Below are 14,925 nucleotides of genomic sequence, written 5' to 3'. Positions count from 1 at the left end.
TCGATCGCGGTTAGAGGTGGCCTTGTTCGATCAACTCGCGGATGCGGTCGACGACGTTGGTGGTGCTCCATCCTTCGAGGAAGGGCATGAACTCGACCTTGTCGACCAGCTCGCTGCCGGGCAGTTGCTTGCCTTCCCAGTCCGCCCCCTTGACGAGAATGTTCGGCCGCAGTGCGGCGATGAGCTCGGTGGGCGTGTCCTGGTCGAAAACGACGACCAGGTCGATGCATTCGAGGGCACACAGCAGGCGGGCCCGGGCCGGTTCGTCGCAGATGGGACGGGACTCGCCCTTGAGTCGCTGCACGGAGGCATCCGAGTTGAGGCCGAGCACGAGCTTGTCGCCGAGCTTGCGGGAGGCTTCGAGGTAGTCGACGTGGCCGGCGTGCAGGACGTCGAAGCAGCCGTTGGTGAAGACGACGGTCATGCCGTCATCCTTCCACGCCTTGAGCATGGAGGCGGCTTCATCCCAAGGTTTGAGTTTTCCCGTGGTGGACATGATGGGTGGGGGCGGAGTCTATCCGGTGCGGGCCCGGCTGTCGATGTAGCCGAGGACCTCGTCAAACGATTCGACGACCGCGTGGCACAGGCCTTCGGTGCCGGATTCGCGGATGTTGCCGTGGGCGAGTCCGAAGGTCCGGATGCCGCTGAGGCGCACGGCGCACACCCCGGCTCCGCTGTCCTCGATGCCGATCACCGAACTCCGTTCGACGAAATCGATGCCGAGCCCGACGCGCAGGCTCTCGGCGTAGAGCCACGGATGCGGCTTCGGTGAAAGCTCACCCATCGTTCCGGCCTTGCCCCGGCCCACCGCGGTGCCGGCGGTGATGATCGAGTCGTAGAACTCTTCCGGATCGCCAAGTCCGAGGGTGGAGAAAGCATCGAGGATCTCCGGGTAGGCCTTCGCATACAGGCCCGAAGTCACCAGCGCGATGCGGATACCGCGCGCCTTCAGCTCGAGGAGGAACTCCTTGATCCCCGGTGCCGGTTGGAACGCGCCGGGACGCCCGCGGCCGGCGAGGATGGCCTCCATTTCCTGCTCGGTGGTTTCGAAGTAGATGCGCCGGGCATCGGCAAGTGACTTCTCCGGGCAATATTTGGCGATGCAGTGGCCGAGGTGCTCGGAAACGGAATGACCCGAGACGAAGGGGATGTCCGCCTCCTCCAGCTCAAAGGCATCGTCGCCGATGAGTCGGGCGATGGTGGTCTGGATGATCCAGATCCAGAACTCCTCGCTATGGACCGTGGTGCCATCGAGATCCATCAGGATCGCCTTCACCGGTGAGGGTTCGCCGAGCGGGGGCACCGGATAGTAGGCCGGATAGCCCATGGAGGAGGTGATGTGCGCGAGGGTGGAGTCAGCCAGGCCGACGAATTCCACCTTTCCATCGCCGGTGGCCGCCACCGCTTGCACCCCGTTCTGCCCGCTACGGAAGCGGCCGTCCGAGGTTTGTGCGAGGGCTCTCAGGGCGAGGTCTTCCGCCGTCGGCCCCAGATCGGGGAAAAGCCAGGAGCTTGAACGGGTCGGGGCGGTCACGGGGGGCACCATCTTTTCCGGCCTCTGGCCGCGCAAGAACAAAGCCGGAAGCCGGGCAGCGGCTCAGGGCAGGTATTTCTCCAGGGCCTCGAGGCCTTCCCGGAGGTCGATGTGATCGTAGTAGGCCCGCGGTTCGGGGTCGGCGATGGGCAGATTGCCGTCCGGGAAGCGGACGCGGTCGTAGATGCCGACCGTCCACGGGAAGCGCATCTTGCCGCCCAATGCGGTCGCGCCAAACAGTCCGATGGTCGGCGTTCCCTCGGACTTGGAAATATGGAGGGCGGCCGAGTCGGTCGAAACCGTCAGGGTCGCCTCGCGGATGACCTTCTTCAGCTCCGGAAACCCCGTCTCGCCGGCGAGGTTCTCCGCGTCGCCCGGCAAGGCATCGACGATGGTCTGGATGTAGGGCCGCTCTTCGGCGGAGCCGACGAGCTTGATCGGCAGGCCGAAGCGCTCGTTGAGGATCGCGGCGAACTCGCACCATTTCGAAACCGGCAGTCGCTTGGAAGTCCAGCGGGGACTCGATCCGGCGTTGAAGATGATGTGGGTGAGCTGCTTCGGCTTGCAGTCGAGCTGCGCCACGGCCCGGTCGATGATGTCGGCCACGTAGGGCGGGGGCGAGCTGCGCTGGACGAAGTGGGTGACGGCATCGTGAACCCGGCTTCCCGAGGTCCTTCCGATGAGCCGGCAGCGCTTGTTGCCCTGGAAGTCGACGATGTCGCTGAACTTGCGGCGCCTGACCTCCAGGATCGTGTCGACGTGCGACTTGAACGAGGTCTTGTCGAGAACGATGAAATCGCTGAACTCATCCTGCAGGTAGGCCTTTCCAAGCGGCGAGGTGATGATGCAGGGCGTCGGATCCATGGCCCGCAGGTAGGGCACGGTCGAGGCGATGTCGCCGAGGGCGCTGAATTTCAGGGCGGCAAGCACGGGCTCAAACCTTCTGTTCGGCACTGCGGAGCAGGATGTCGCCGATTTCGACGTGGTCCGGCGTTTCGAGCAACTGAATCACGCAGCGGGCGACATCCTCGGGCTCCAGCATCGTCATGGCCTCGCGCGTCTTCTGCAGGGCCTCCTCACGCCCGCGGAAGTAGTGGTCGAGCAGTGGTGTGTCCACAAAGCCCGGCGACACGCATCCCACCTGCACCGGCAAGCCGGAGGCCTTGATTTCAAGGCGCATGGCGTCGCTGATCGCCCGGACCGCGAATTTCGTCGGCGCGTAGAAGCCTCCGGTGGGAGGCACCCGGTGCCCGCTCATCGAGGAGATGTTGACGATGCGCCCGCCTTTTTTCGGGAAATGGCGGAGGGCGAGTTGCGAGCAGAGGGACAAGGCGAAGACATTCACGCGCCACATCTCCTCCCAGTCGGCCGGGTTGCCATCGATGATCCGCGACAGGTAGGCGATGCCGGCGTTGTTCACCAGCGCGTCGATGCGGTCGATCTGACGGAAGATCTGCTGGATGTCGTCGCGGCTCGTGAGGTCGGCCTTGATCGGGATGATGCCTTGGCTGAGCGAATCGGGCCGGCGCGAGACGCCGATGACCCGGGCACCGCGGTCGAGCAGGCCGCGGGCGGTGGCTTGACCGATGCCACTGGAAGCTCCGGTGAGGAGGATGGTCTTGTTGGCGAGCGGGCTCACGCGGGGACGCTTTCAGTCCCCGGGCCATCTTGCAACCCTTTGAAAAGCCCCGGCAGGTCGGGAAGGTCGGCCTGGGTGCGGGCCCGCTGACCGCGGATGATCTTGCCGTCGCGCAGAAGGAACGCACCGGGCAGTTGCAGTCCGTCGCCCGCCAGGTGGCCCACGCCGCATCCCTTGACGAGTGCGGCGATCAGGGGAATCCAGACGCGGGGACCAAACAATTCGAGAAAGCCCCCCTTGCCGAGGCCGAAGGACCGGTAGAGTTCGCACATCGGGTCGGCGATCCGGGCGATCTCCCGCCGCTCGTCAATGTACTCGCTTTCATCTCCCGGTGCCAGCATGTGCACGAGCACCAAGCGTGCGTCGTGGCGGTCGGCTTCCCGCTTCAGGTCCTCGAGTTCCCGCAGGATCTTGCGCGTGAAGGTGCAGCCGAAGTGGCGGAGGAAGACGAGGACCAGGGTCCGCTGTGAGGCCGCTTCGCCCAAAGTTTCGCCCGAAGAGAGTTTGTAGCGTTCGCCTGCCTCCTCCAGCGTGAGGGGCGGGGCCCCGGACGGAGGCCGCCCGGCGTGGGCCTGGGCGCTGGCCCACAGGATCGCCGCGAAGGGGAACCACCAGATCAGGTCGTCGAGAAGCACCAGGCCGATGATCTCGCGGGGCAGGGGACCCTCGAAGAGACCGACTGCGAGGGTGATGATGACCAGGTTGAACTTGATGAAGCCGATCAGGACCAGTGGCCAGTGACGGATCGGTTTCCGGGCGGCGATGAGGAATCCGACCCCGAAGGCCCCGGAGAGGAATCCCAGACCGCGCCAGAGCATCGGGTGATTCGGGCGATCGCAGCCGATCCAGTCGAAGTAGATGTTCGGCCAGCAGACGACCCAGACGGCGAAAAGGACGTGATAGATCCCGGCAGCGACGAGAATCCGTGGCATCCATCTCGGGACGCCGCATTGGCTGCCGGTGCAATCGATGACCATGGCGGAGGGTAGTCCGCTCCGTGATTCCCGCAAGTGGACTTCGCGCAGGGCGGATCTTGACCGCCGCGGTGGGAATTTCCATCGTCCGCCCGATGCGAATTCTGACGGGTCTCCAGCCGAGCGGCAAACTCCACATCGGCAACTACTTCGGCGCGATGGAGCCGGCGGTGCGCCTGCAGGAGCAGGGCGAGGCCTTCTACTTCATCGCCAACTACCATGCGATGACGACGGTCCGGGACGCCGACGCCCTGCGCGACCACACCCGCGAACTGGCCATCGATTTCCTCGCCTGCGGCCTCGACCCGGAGCGTTCGGTGTTTTTCCGGCAATCGGATGTGCCGGAGGTCAACGAGCTGGCCTGGATCCTTTCCAGCGTCTGCCCGGTGAGCATGCTGGAAAAGGCACACTCGTACAAGGACAAGACCGCCAAGGGGATCGCGCCGACCCACGGACTCTTCGCCTACCCGGTGCTGATGGCGGCGGACATCCTGCTCTACGATTCGAATCTTGTTCCGGTCGGCCGCGACCAGAAGCAGCACCTCGAGATGACCCGTGATCTCGCCGGGAAGATCAACGATGCCTATGGCGAGGACACGCTGGTGGTGCCGGAGCCGATGATTTCCGAGAGCATGGCCGTGGTGCCCGGGCTCGATGGCCAGAAGATGAGCAAGAGCTACCACAACACGCTCCCGCTGTTCGGTGACGAGAAACCGTCGAAGAAGCTCATCATGCGGATCAAGACCGACTCGACCCCGGTCGAGGACCCGAAGCCGGTCGACGGCTCGCTCATCCTGCCCTTGTTCCGGCTCTTCGCCAGCGAGGAGGACTACGCGAAAATGGTGGCCGATCACCAGAGCGGGGGTGTCGGCTACGGTGACTTCAAGAAACGCCTGGCAGAGGCCTACTGGGAGTATTTCGCCCCGATGCGTCAGCGCCGGGAGGAACTGCTGGCGGATCCTGGCTACGTCGACGAAGTGCTCGCCAAGGGTGCCGGGCGGGCCCGCGAGGAGGCAGCCAAGGTGATCGACCGGGTGCGCAAAGCGGTGGGGCTGGCTTGAGTGGAGTGGCGCTCTGCGAGCGCCATGCCGGGGCGTGGCGACGTCCTCGTCGCTCGGAACGGGCCGCCTTGAACTCGTGGAACCGCGACAACTGCGGCTCGGTCCCACTGCCTCCAGTCTCTCCATTCATTTTGGCAGCCGGAATGGGGGATGCCGACCGCGAACTGTCGGCCCCGGGCCGACCTGCCCTGCCATCGCTCCTGGAAGGAGCCACTGCGGAAGATTTCCTTTGCCAAAGCCGGGTGGGCTGGTCAATCTGCGTGTGTCCGACCGAGGCGGCGGCTGTGTTTGAACAGCTTGCTACGGTTCGGGTTTCCGCCACCCGCCGCATTGCGGCAGTTCCGTGCGGGGTCACCCTTTCCGGCGTTTCTCCATCGTTCTTCCTCCTTCGCGGGATGGGTTCATTCATTCCGCGATCGGGTTTCCCTTCCTTCCTCATGGCAGGTCACAACAAGTGGTCCAAGGTTAAGCACATCAAGGCCCGTGTCGACGTCGTCCGCGGCAAGGTCTTCAGCAAGTGTGCCCACGAAATCGCCATCGCCGCGCGCGATGGCGGGGGCGACCCGACGATGAATCCCCGGCTCCGCGCCGCGATCGACAACGCCAAGGCGGTGTCGATGCCGAAGGACAAGATCGAGCGGGCGGTGAAGAAGGGCACCGGAGAACTCGGTGGCGAGGCCATCCAGGAGGCCACCTACGAGGGCTACGGGCCGGAGGGGATCGCCTTTCTGATCGAGGCGGCCACCGACAATCTCAACCGCACCGCCGCCGACATGAGGTCGATCTTCACCAAGGGCGGCGGCAGCGTCGCCGAGCCGGGCAGCGTCGCCTATCAGTTCGACCGCAAGGGTGAGATCCGCATTGCCGCCGAGGGTGTCGAGGAGGATCCGATCATGGAGGCGGCCATCACCGCCGGGGCCGACGACGTGCAAATGGAGGAGGATGAGCATGTGATCCTCACCGATCCTACCCAACTCGCGGCTGTGGCCGATTCATTGCGCGAGCAAGGCTTCGAGCCGAAGACCCAGAAGCTGGTCTCCCTGCCGCAGAATCCGATCGAGGTCGATGAACTCGGTCGGGCCAGGCAGGTCATGAACCTTTACGACAAACTCGATGACCACGCCGACGTGATCCACGTCTTCACCAACTTCGACGTCACCGACGAAGTCCTCGCGCAACTCGAGGACTGACCGCACCCGATTTCATTTCCATGAGCGACGACACCAAGCGCGAATCCGCAGCCAAAGCCGGGGCAACCCGCCCGGCGAAGAAAGCGGCCAAGAAGGCAGCCAGCAAGACCGCGAAGAAGGCGGCCACCAAGGCCGCGAAAAAGACGGCGAAGAAAGTCGCCGCGCGGAAGACCGCCAAGGTGAAGGACACCCCCGCGGAAGCTCCATCCCCCGCGGAGCCGAAGAAGGCCGGGCCATCCACCGAAACGCGGATGGAGCCGCCCCAGGCGGAGCTGAATTTCTCAAGCGTTCCAGACCCGGGAAGTTCGAGGCAGGAACCCGGCCCGGAGCCGAAGGCCGAACCCAAGCCGGATGCGGGCGGCGAAACCGCGGCCGGAGGTGCGGAAGGCGAGAAGGAGGTTCGATTCGGGCGCGTGCCCGGCGGTGGTCCCGTGAAGCGTTCGGACCGGAAGGATCGCGAGGATCGGGGAAGCGGTGAAGACCGCAACGACCGCAACGACCGCGAGGATCGAGGCGACCGGAACGACCGAGGCGACCGCGAGGACCGCGAGGACCGCAATGAGCGGGGCGACCGCCAGGATCGCCACGGCTCGGGCAACGAGTCCCGCGAGGATGGCAACGAAGGGGGTGGCAAGCGCCGCCGCCGCCGCCGCCGTCGGCGCAACCGTCGTGGTGGTGATGACGGCGAGGGTGGAGGAGAAGGCGGATCCGACGAGGTGGAGTTGCGTCCTGCGGTGCTCGAAGGGCCGAAGGTCGAGGTCGACGGGCTGCTGGAGTTGGCCCCCAAGGGGTTTGGGTTCCTGCGTCAGCCGTCGAAGAAGTTCGAGCAGGCTCGCGACGACGTTTTTGTCTCACCGGATCTGGTTCGGCGCTACGGCTTGCGGGTCGGCTTCTGGCTCAAGGGGCTGAGCCAGCAGGGCCCGCGCGGCCCGCAGTTGGTGGAACTGACCAGCGTCAACGACCTCGATCCCGACGAATCGCGCAAGCTGCCCGCCTTTGAGGAGCTGAAGGCGATCAACCCGAACAAGCGGATCTCGTTCGAAACGGTGCCCGAGCGCTACACCACCCGGGTGATCGACCTGATCTCACCGGTCGGTCGCGGTCAGCGCGGTTTGATCGTGTCGCCTCCCCGTTCAGGCAAGACCACCCTGCTGCTGCATGTCGCCGAGGCGGTGCAGGAGTTGCACGACGAAACGCTGCACCCAATGGTGCTGCTGGTCGACGAACGGCCGGAGGAGGTCACCGAGTTCCGGCGGGCGTTGCCGAATGTGGAAATCTACGCCAGCTCGAATGACGAGCACCCGCGCAACCACACCCGCATTGCCGAGATCGCGATCGAGCGGGCCAAGCGGCTGGTCGAGGGCGGGAAGCATGTTTTTCTCGTGATGGACTCGATCACGCGGCTGGCGAGGGCCTACAACAACGCCGCGGGCGGCAAGCGCGGCAAGGGCCGCGGCATCGGCTCCGGGGGCGTCATGGTCGGGGCGCTCGAAACCCCGCGCCGTCTTTTCGCCGCCGCCCGGAACACCCGCGAGGGAGGCTCGTTGACCATCCTCGCCACCGCCCTGGTCCAGACCAACAGCCGGGCGGACGATGCCATTTTCCAGGAGTTCAAGGGCACCGGCAACATGGAGCTGGTCCTCGACCGGAAGGTCGCGGAGAACTACATCTACCCGGCCGTGGACATCTTCAAGTCGGGCACCCGGCGGGAGGAACTCCTGCTGCCCGAGCACACCCTGCACAAGATCCACATGATCCGCCGGGGCCTGTCCGGACACCGCCCCGTGGAGGCCATGGAGCGACTTTTGTTCTTCCTGAAGAAATTCCCCAACAATCCTCAAATGTTGTTGGAAATCAAGGGATAGAGGCTGTTTTGATCCGTTGATTCTGGTGCTTTTTCACGGCCCGACTGCGTAAAAAATCGTAGTCTCTTGCAATTTTTCTGAAACAATCCGGGGTCGGTGGCGTTTCTCCCCATGTAAGCTTTGCGAGAAGCGACATACTTTTGCCGAGGGGCTCACGCCTCAAGGTAGGGAGGCCCGGTTTGATTTCGCGTTGGTTTTTGGGTTTTTTCCAGCGCGGTGTCGGCCGGGCCTCTTGTTTTTCCGGATGCGGCAAGTGAGCGCGCGTGCGCCCGTCTTTACAAAGAGCGGAGGCTCTGGCATGGCTCCGCCGCGATGTCCGAACTGGCGAAAGCGTATGAGCCTCAGTCTGTGGAAGCGAAGTGGTATGCCGCTTGGCTGGAAGGGAAGTGTTTCGAGGCCGATCCGTCCTCGGACAAGCCGGCTTACTCGATCGTCATCCCGCCGCCGAACGTCACCGGCATCCTGCACCTCGGCCACGTGCTGAACAACTCGCTGCAGGACATCCTCGCCCGCCGCGCGCGCCAGGAGGGCCGGGAGGTGCTTTGGCTGCCCGGCACCGACCACGCCGGCATCGCGACCCAGACCAAGGTCGAGCGCCAGTTGCGCGAGGAGGAGGGCAAGAGCCGCCGCGACCTGGGACGCGAGGCGTTCCTGGAAAAGGTTTGGGACTTCAAGGAGCACCACGGGGGGATCATCATCAAGCAACTCAAGCGCCTCGGTTGCTCCTGCGACTGGTCGCGCGAGCGCTTCACCATGGATGAAGGCTACACCGAATGGGTGAGCCACGTCTTCGTCGAACTCTTCAAGCAGGGCCTGATCTACCGCGGCAAGCGGATGGTGAACTGGTGCCCGGTCTCGCTCACCGCCCTCTCCGACGAGGAGGTGATCATGAAGCCGCAGCGCTCGAAGCTCTACACGATGCGCTACGAGTTGGTGGATGAACCGGGCGAGTACCTGCACATTTCCACGACCCGTCCCGAGACCCTGATGGGCGACGTGGCGGTGGCGGTGAATCCGAAGGATCCGCGCTACGCGAAACACATCGGCCGCAAGGTCCGCAGACCGTTTCCCGAAGCGGAGATTCCGGTCGTCGCCGACGAACATGTCGACATCGAATTCGGCACCGGCGCGCTGAAGATCACCCCGGCGCACGACAAGGCGGACTTCGAGATCGGGATCAAGAACGACCTCGACATCATCGACGTGCTCCACCCGGACGGCACCGTGAACTGCCCCGACTGCCCGGACCTCGACGGTCTCGACCGCTTCAAGGCGCGCAAGGTGGCGGCGAAGAAGCTCGAGGAAATGGGTCTGCTGCTCGAGGTCGAGGAATACGAGAACAACGTCGGCTTCTCGGAGCGGGCCGACGTGCCGGTCGAGCCGCGGATCTCGATGCAGTGGTTCCTGAAATATCCCTGCGTCGAGGAGGCCGCGAAGGCGGTCGCCGACGGTGACATCACTTTCCGCCCGGCTCGCTGGGCGAAGACCTACGCCCACTGGCTGGAGAACATCCAGGACTGGTGCATCAGCCGCCAACTGTGGTGGGGCCACCAGATCCCGGTGTGGTACCGCAAGGACAAGCTCGACGCGCTGAAGGGCGCCGAGTCGCTCGACATGTCGGACTTTGAAAAGGGCGACATCCACGTCGGTGTCGAGCCTCCGGCCGACGAGAACGCGTGGGTCCGCGACGAGGACGTGATGGACACCTGGTTCAGCTCCTGGCTCTGGCCCTTCGCGACGATGTCGGATGTTGGCGAGCGCAGCGAGACTCTGGAGAAGTTCTACCCGACCACCGACCTGGTGACCGGTCCGGACATCCTGTTCTTCTGGGTCGCACGGATGATCATGGCGGGCTACCGCTTCGAGGAGCGGCTGCCCTTCAAGAACGTGTATTTCACCGCGCTCATCCGCGACCTCAAGGGGCGCAAGATGAGCAAGTCGCTGGGCAACTCGCCGGACCCGATCGACCTGATGGACAAGTATGGTGCCGACGGACTGCGCTTCGGTCTGATGCGGATCGCGCCGGTGGGCACGGACATCCGCTTCGACGAAACTCAGATCGAGGAAGGGCGGAATTTCGCCAATAAACTCTACAACGCCTGCCGGTTCCGGCAGATGGCAAGCGGCGAAGTTCCAAGTTCCAAGTTCCAAGTTCCAAAGCAAGAGGCCTTGCGGCCCTACCATTTGGATATCATGGCGAAGCTGGATCGCCTGGCGGTGGATCTGGAGGGGTTGTACGCGGACTATCGATTCGGCGAGATCTCGCAGCGGCTCTACGAATTCCTGTGGAGCGAGTTCTGCGACAAGTTCCTCGAGGCGGTGAAGGGAGACCTGCGTGACGATGCGTCCGCGGACGCCCGCGAGGTCACGCTGGCGGTGTTCGACGCGACCATGTCGCGCTTCCTCCAGTTGTTGCACCCCTACATGCCGCACGTGACCGAGGAGCTTTCCGAACGGATGGGCTATGTTCCCGAGGGAGAGTTCCTCATGAGCCGGACGCTGGCGAGCGAGCCGTTGCTTGCAGGGCGGGAGTCGCACGAGGCAGCCAAGCGGGCGTCGGCGATCTATGCTTCGGCGGGGAAGCTCCGGAACCTCAAGGCCGAATACAACGTGGCGTCGCGTCGCGACGTGCGCCTTGTCGTGAAGGGCGCGCCGGACTGGCTTTCGTCGGAGAAGGACGTGCTCGCCCTGCTCGCCGGGGCGGGGGAGATCGAGTTGGAGGACGCATACGAGGCGCCCAAGGGAACCCCGGCGGCGCTGACGGATGTGGGCGAGGTGGCGATGCCGCTCGATGGCCTGATCGATGTCGAGGCCGAGCGTGAGCGCCTCGGCAGGGAGATCGAGAAGATCCGGGGAGAGGTGAAGAAGTCGGAAGGCAAGCTGGGCAACGCGAGTTTCGTCGAGCGGGCACCGGCTGCGGTGGTCGATCAGGAAAAGGCCCGGCTGGAGGAGTGGCGCGAGAAGCTCGGTCAGCTCGAGGAGATGATCGAGGCGCTCGGATGATGGGCTTGTGCCCCGACGCGGTTTCGCTAGCGTCGGGGCTTACCTCCCGCCTCCTTCATGGCGAAACTCTCGATCAGCCCCAACCTCGCCGCAGAGGAACTGGATCTTCTCGAAGCCGCAGGCTTCGAGAGCGACCAGGATCTTCTCTCGGCGGATCCCGAGGTGGTGCACCGGGAACTGGTGCAGGCCAACGAGATGCTGGAACTGGCGACTGATTCGCCACCCTTGGAAAGGGTCCGGGAATGGATCGCCTCCACCCGGGACGGGGGTGCTTCGGCGACGAAGAAGGCCGCGACCAGGAAGGCCGCAAAGAAGACGGCCCGCAAGGCAGCGAAGAAGACCAGCCGCAAGACTGCAAAGAAGACGACCCGCAAGTCGACCAAGAAGACCGCCCGCAAGTCGGCGAAGAATGCCGCAAAGAAGACGGCCGCGAAGACCTCACCCGCTTTGGAGGACGAGCCGGTGAAGGAGGCGACGGCTGAGCGCCTGGATACGCCGGTGAATTTCGAGGCCGACCCCGATGTCCAGGAAATGCTCGACCGCGCCCCGGTCGCGCTGCCGATTTCCAACCGGATGCTCGCCGATGCCGGAATCCGTCCGGCCGAGATCCTCGCCGCGCCGCTCCTCAACCGGGCCGAAAGTGATCTCGAGGTGAATGTCTCGGTCGGAGAGAAGAAACGCGAACTGGCCGGCATGCCGAAACGGCGTGCGTCGGGAGTGGTGCAGGTGGCCGACTTCCGGTCGACCGAAAAGGTCGGCTTCGATGCCTCCCGGGTGCGTCACATCGATGAAACCCACGACGATCCCTCTCCTCCGGCGCGACCGGAGATCGATGAGCGAACGCGCCTGATCCGGACCGCCAAGGAGACGACGAACCGGGGCAGGGATCCGAAGTCGAAAAGATACGTTCGCGGGGTGCTGCACGACCGCGGATTGAAGGTGTTGATCGGTTGCATCACGGTGCTGCTGCTCCAGGTCTCGATTCCCCTGGCTGTCGTTGCGGCGCCCCTGCTCATCCTGTCCGATGTCTCCAAGGAAGGGTTCGAGTGGGTGCCCCAATGGCTGATCGCCTTTCCGATTGCGGTGCCGGTCTTCGGAATCCTCTACTTCGCGATTTCCTTCCGGGTGCGGTGCCGCGTCTGCTCGCAACGCCTGCTTGCGCCCCGCCAGTGCCTCAAAAACCGCAAGGCCCACCACATTCCCCTGCTCGGCTACATCTTCGCCCTGGCGCTCCACGCGGTCTTCTTCCGCTGGTTCAACTGCACCTACTGCGGCACCGCCGTCCGTATCAAGGAGTAGTCCGCGGGGCGGACGAATGACGAAACACCCAAGGGCCGAAAAGAACGCCCAAATCCGAAGTTTCCGGTCGAGGTCTTGTCCGCGCGGTCAGGCGGTCTCCACGACCTTCGTGCTTGGGTGTTTGGGTATTTCTGTCATTCCCCATCACTCCCTCGCCTTGCTGTCGATCACGATCGTCACCGGGCCGTCGTTGACCAGTGCCACCTTCATGTCGGCACCGAAGCGACCGCGGGCCACCGGTCGGGAGAGTTCGGTTTCCAGGCGTTCGCAGAACCGCTCGTAAAGCGGCTCGGAGTGATCGGGCGCGGCGGCCCGGATGAATGACGGGCGGTTGCCCTTGCGGGTCGAGGCGTGGAGCGTGAACTGGCTGACGACGATCACGCCCGCCCCGGGCAGGTCGGACAGGGCGAGGTTCATCTTCCCATCGGCATCGCCGAAAATCCGCATGCGTCCGATCTTCCCGACCAGCCACTCGAGGTCTTCCTCGCCATCGCTTCCCTCGACGCCCAGCAGCACCAGCATCCCGGCGGCGATCTCGGCGACCCGCTCGCCATCGATGGCCACCGATGCCTCGGAACAACGCTGGATGACGGCTCTCATGAATTCGGTCCCGGAGGATCAGTATTTCGGGACATCAGGATCGATCCGTTCCGACCATGCATGGATGCCTCCCTGCATCGACCACACCCGGCTGTGGCCGTGGCTGCGCAGCCACTCGGTGGCCCGCAGCGAGCGCATGCCGTGGTGGCAGTAGATGATGCACGGAGTGTTGCCGTTGCCGAGCACCCCGGCGGCGGCCGTGGCGAACCGGGAGAGCGGGGCGAGCCGGGCGTTGGGCAGGCGGTTGATCTCCCATTCGTCGTCTTCCCGGCAATCGAGGAGGACGATTCCCCCGGATTCGATGGCTTCCGCGAGCGAGTCGACGTCCTCGACGGAAACTTCAGCAGTGGTCTCGGGATCGGGCAGGCCGCTCATCGCTCCACGATCACCGGGGTCCCGATGCTCACATTCTCGAAGAACACCTTGGCCATCTTGTGGGGCATCCTCACGCAGCCGTGGGAGGCATTGTAGCCGGGGAGGTAGCCGGTGTGCATGCCGATGCCGCCGTTGAAACGCATGAAATAGGGCATGGGCGCGCCGACATAGACGCAACCGGGCGGCGTCTTGTCCTTCGAGGTGTCCACGTCGTCGTTGACGATCTCCCCGGTGCGCTTGTCCTTGAAGACCCCGTAGAGGTTCGACCGGTGGTTCTTGCTCTTCTGGGTGATCTTGAAGGATCCGGGCGGGGTCTCGTAGCCGTCGTCGCCGGTGGAGATCCTCGAGACCCCCACCAGTTTGCCGCTCTTGTAGAAGAAGGCCTTCTGGGCGCTCAGGTCGATCTTGATCAGGGGGCTGCCGGAGATCCCGTCGCCCGCCCAGTAGGAGACGTCGTCGGGAAGCGCCGCGCCCGGATCCTCGGGTGCCCGTTGGTTCGGTTGTGGCGGGCCGTAGGCGGAGAGGTAGCGGCTCTGCGTCGATCCCCCGAAATCGCAGGAGGCGAGCAGCAGGACCGGTAGCAGGATGGCGGCAAGGCGTTTCATGGCGATGGCGGAAGAGATACCCGCCGATGGAGCGGGGTCAAGGACGGGTGGTTGACAGGAAGCACCGGTTCGTGGCGTTTCAGGGGTGCTCCCACCATTCACGATCATGATTTTCCGCCTGTTCAGCTTCTGCCTCCTCCTGTCTGCCGTTAGCGCCGCCGGGGAGGAATGGATCGACCTTTTCGACGGCAAGACCCTCAAGGGCTGGACGACGCTCGATGGCGATCCGGTGACGAAGGGCTGGGTCGTGGAGGATGGCACGATTCACCGCGCGGGCCGCGGGGGCGACATCGTCACGACCTCCCGGTTCAAGGATTTCGTTCTGGAGTTCGAATGGAAGATCTCCGAGAAGGGGAACAGCGGGGTGAAGTACCGCGTGCAAAGGAACATCGGGCTGGAGTATCAGATCCTCGACGACGACAAGCATCCCGACCGCAAGAAGGCGTCGCGGCGGTCGGCATCGTTCTACGACCTGGCCGCCGCTCCCGACGACAAGCCGATCAAGCCGGTCGGCGAGTGGAACCACGGCAAGATTGTCGCCAAGGGATCGAAGCTCGAGCACTGGCTGAACGGAAAGCTGGTGGTCTCGCTGGACCAATCGACCGACGACTGGCAGCAGCGCTTCGAGGCGAGCAAGTACAAGAAGCGCGAGGATTTCGGTGTGCCGGAGTCGCCGATCCTGCTCCAGGACCACATGGACCCGGTGTGGTTCCGCAATCTGCGGATCAAGAAGTTGTAGCCCGGCTTGAAGGGCGGTGGAACTGGCGAGGCTGAAGGTGG

At 64.3% G+C, this 14,925-nt stretch carries 14 protein-coding genes; 6 read left to right on the top strand and 8 right to left on the bottom strand.

Translation table 11 applies throughout. From position 1 onward, the window contains the following. Positions 1-10: 10 nt before the first annotated feature. The 5 genes from rfaE2 to ACG2LG_RS06350 all read right to left on the bottom strand — a co-directional run bounded on the left by rfaE2 (position 11) and on the right by ACG2LG_RS06350 (position 4,105). Positions 11-496: a D-glycero-beta-D-manno-heptose 1-phosphate adenylyltransferase gene (gene rfaE2, locus ACG2LG_RS06370; protein ID WP_396257361.1), complete on the bottom strand. Its 486-nt coding sequence runs from the start codon at positions 494-496 to the stop codon at positions 11-13. A gap of 18 nt (positions 497-514) precedes the next feature. Continuing rightward, positions 515-1,534 (bottom strand): HAD family hydrolase, encoded by a 1,020-nt coding sequence (locus ACG2LG_RS06365; protein WP_396257359.1) that lies wholly within the window; start codon positions 1,532-1,534, stop codon positions 515-517. Between the two features lie 63 nt (positions 1,535-1,597). After that, positions 1,598-2,464 carry a glycosyltransferase family 9 protein gene (locus tag ACG2LG_RS06360; protein ID WP_396257357.1) on the bottom strand — a complete coding sequence of 289 codons (867 nt, stop codon included), beginning with the start codon at positions 2,462-2,464 and terminating at the stop codon, positions 1,598-1,600. 4 nt (positions 2,465-2,468) lie between these two features. Further along, entirely contained in the window at positions 2,469-3,173 is a 705-nt protein-coding gene (locus ACG2LG_RS06355) for an SDR family oxidoreductase (RefSeq protein ID WP_396257355.1), read from the bottom strand. Then, positions 3,170-4,105, bottom strand: coding sequence for a hypothetical protein (locus tag ACG2LG_RS06350; RefSeq protein ID WP_396257353.1), 936 nt, complete (start codon positions 4,103-4,105; stop codon positions 3,170-3,172). Before ACG2LG_RS06350 ends, ACG2LG_RS06355 begins: the two co-directional genes overlap by 4 nt. Before the next feature lie 137 nt (positions 4,106-4,242). On the opposite strand from ACG2LG_RS06350, the gene trpS reads away from it, so the two are divergent. The 5 genes from trpS to ACG2LG_RS06325 all read left to right on the top strand — a co-directional run bounded on the left by trpS (position 4,243) and on the right by ACG2LG_RS06325 (position 12,565). After that, positions 4,243-5,208, top strand: coding sequence for a tryptophan--tRNA ligase (trpS, locus tag ACG2LG_RS06345; RefSeq protein WP_396257351.1), 966 nt, complete (start codon positions 4,243-4,245; stop codon positions 5,206-5,208). Between the two features lie 437 nt (positions 5,209-5,645). Then, positions 5,646-6,398, top strand: coding sequence for a YebC/PmpR family DNA-binding transcriptional regulator (locus ACG2LG_RS06340; protein WP_396257350.1), 753 nt, complete (start codon positions 5,646-5,648; stop codon positions 6,396-6,398). A gap of 20 nt (positions 6,399-6,418) precedes the next feature. Next, positions 6,419-8,263 (top strand): transcription termination factor Rho, encoded by a 1,845-nt coding sequence (gene rho, locus ACG2LG_RS06335; RefSeq protein WP_396257348.1) that lies wholly within the window; start codon positions 6,419-6,421, stop codon positions 8,261-8,263. A 348-nt stretch (positions 8,264-8,611) separates the two neighbouring features. Further along, on the top strand, positions 8,612-11,266 hold the full coding sequence (locus tag ACG2LG_RS06330) for a valine--tRNA ligase (protein ID WP_396257346.1): 2,655 nt from the start codon (positions 8,612-8,614) through the stop codon (positions 11,264-11,266). 57 nt (positions 11,267-11,323) lie between these two features. Continuing rightward, positions 11,324-12,565: a DUF4332 domain-containing protein gene (locus tag ACG2LG_RS06325; RefSeq protein WP_396257344.1), complete on the top strand. Its 1,242-nt coding sequence runs from the start codon at positions 11,324-11,326 to the stop codon at positions 12,563-12,565. A gap of 144 nt (positions 12,566-12,709) precedes the next feature. Here ACG2LG_RS06325 and dtd read toward each other — a convergent pair whose 3' ends face one another. Genes dtd through ACG2LG_RS06310 form a run of 3 tightly spaced genes read right to left on the bottom strand, consistent with a single transcriptional unit; the run spans position 12,710 to position 14,145 of the window. Continuing rightward, positions 12,710-13,165 (bottom strand): D-aminoacyl-tRNA deacylase, encoded by a 456-nt coding sequence (dtd, locus tag ACG2LG_RS06320; RefSeq protein WP_396257342.1) that lies wholly within the window; start codon positions 13,163-13,165, stop codon positions 12,710-12,712. 18 nt (positions 13,166-13,183) lie between these two features. Then, on the bottom strand, positions 13,184-13,540 hold the full coding sequence (locus tag ACG2LG_RS06315) for a rhodanese-like domain-containing protein (RefSeq protein WP_396257341.1): 357 nt from the start codon (positions 13,538-13,540) through the stop codon (positions 13,184-13,186). Beyond that, positions 13,537-14,145: a L,D-transpeptidase family protein gene (locus tag ACG2LG_RS06310; RefSeq protein WP_396257339.1), complete on the bottom strand. Its 609-nt coding sequence runs from the start codon at positions 14,143-14,145 to the stop codon at positions 13,537-13,539. The genes ACG2LG_RS06315 and ACG2LG_RS06310 overlap by 4 nt, the downstream gene beginning before the upstream one ends. Before the next feature lie 106 nt (positions 14,146-14,251). Here ACG2LG_RS06310 and ACG2LG_RS06305 point away from each other — a divergent pair, with 106 nt between their 5' ends. Further along, positions 14,252-14,884 carry a DUF1080 domain-containing protein gene (locus ACG2LG_RS06305; protein WP_396257338.1) on the top strand — a complete coding sequence of 211 codons (633 nt, stop codon included), beginning with the start codon at positions 14,252-14,254 and terminating at the stop codon, positions 14,882-14,884. Positions 14,885-14,925: the final 41 nt, after the last annotated feature.

Origin of the sequence: Haloferula sp. A504, from assembly GCF_044385805.1 — a bacterium.
GTDB lineage: Bacteria > Verrucomicrobiota > Verrucomicrobiia > Verrucomicrobiales > Akkermansiaceae > Haloferula.
The sequence above is the reverse complement of the archived record's forward strand: the minus strand, read 5'-3'. Positions and strand labels throughout refer to the sequence as shown.